Annotated in this window: 2 protein-coding genes; one reads left to right on the forward strand and one right to left on the reverse strand. The window is 67.0% G+C overall.

Features of this window, described 5'->3' with window-relative positions:
* Positions 1–1,180: IS4 family transposase (locus ACZ38L_RS39515; RefSeq protein WP_465702999.1), on the forward strand; the 1,180-nt coding region annotated here is incomplete at its 5' end.
* Positions 1,181–1,260: 80 nt separating this feature from the next.
* On the opposite strand, the gene ACZ38L_RS39520 is transcribed toward ACZ38L_RS39515, so the two are convergent.
* A partial coding sequence (locus tag ACZ38L_RS39520) for a hypothetical protein (protein WP_465703001.1) occupies positions 1,261–1,450 on the reverse strand: 190 nt, incomplete at its 5' end.

Genomic DNA, 1,450 nt, shown 5'->3' on the forward strand with positions numbered 1-1,450 from the left:
GACGAGCCCGGCCCTGACCAAGGCCCGCCAGCGACTGGGCGAGAAGCCGCTGCGCGTGCTGTTCGAGCGGACCTGTGGCCCGCTGGCGACTCCCGGCAGCGCCGAGGCGTATGCCTTCGGACTGCGGCTGGTCGCCTGGGACGGCACCACGCTGGACGTGCCGGAGACCGCGGAGAACGCCGCCACCTTCGGATACTCCAACCCGGCCAGCAACACCTGCGGGAACCCGCAGGTCAGGATGATGGCACTGGTCGAATGCGGCAGCCACGGCCTGGTCGGTGCGGCTTTCGACGGCGTCGAGCACTCCAGTGAGTACACCCTGGGCCGCGCTCTGCTGGCCGACCTCACCTCGGACATGCTGCTGCTGGCCGACCGGTACTTCGTCGGCTACGAGCTGTGGGCCGATGCCCGGGCCACCGGCGCCCACCTGATCTGGCGGGTCAAGAAGGGGCAGATCTTCACGCCGCTTCGCGTTCTGCCGGACGGCTCCTACCTGTCGATCATGCCCACCCCGGCGGAGACCCGCCGCCTGGGCCAGGCCCGCGCCGCCGGACGGGCGATCTGCGAGGCACCCCAGGGTCACCTGGTCCGGATCATCGAATACACCGTGCTGACCCGAGGCGAAGACGGGTCAACTCGCCTCGACTCCTACAGGCTTGTGACCAGTCTGCTGGACCACCGACAGGCGCCCGCCAGGCAGATCGCCATGATCTATCACCAGCGCTGGGAGATCGAAAACAGCTTCGCGGAGATCAAGAACCGCCTGCGCGGCGCCGGCTTCACCCTGCGCTCCAAATCCCCCGAACTCATCTGCCAGGAGGTCTACGCGGTCCTGACCGTCTACCACGCGCTGTGCGCGCTCGAGTACGAGAGCGCCCAGCAGGCCGGGATCGACCCCGACCGGATCTCCTTCGCCGTCACCGTCCAGCTCGTCCGCCTCGGCGTCCCCAACCAGGTCGCCGCCACCGCCGACCGGCTCCGCCGGACACTCGAAGCAGTCACAGCCGAACTCCTCGACGACCTTCTCCCCGCCCGCCGGGACCGACGCTGCGAACGCGTCAAGAAGCCGCCCAAGAACAAGTTCGCCATCAAGCGACGAGACCAACCACGCACTCCCAGTAACGTCCGCTACTCGCTGAAAGTCGCCAGGCACCGACCACTACCTGCAGAAACGTCCTAACTCACCGGCATTGGCAGGTCAGGAGCACTTTTCTCTTTTCTGATCACCCATCGGACAGCAGTCGCCGTGAAAGCCCGAGGTTAGGTTTGTGGCCAGCGGGTTTGTGTGACTTCGATGCCGAGGAGGTCGAGGAGGTGGAGTTGGACTCCTCGGGTGATCTGGACGGTGGGCGGGGCGGTCACGTTGCCGATCCGCAGGGTGAGTTCGCCGAGGTGGTAAAGGATCATCCGGCCGGTCGGCCGCACCCGGCGGTTGTCCGGATACAGGCCA

It is taken from the genome of Kitasatospora sp. NPDC024654, assembly GCF_055559155.1.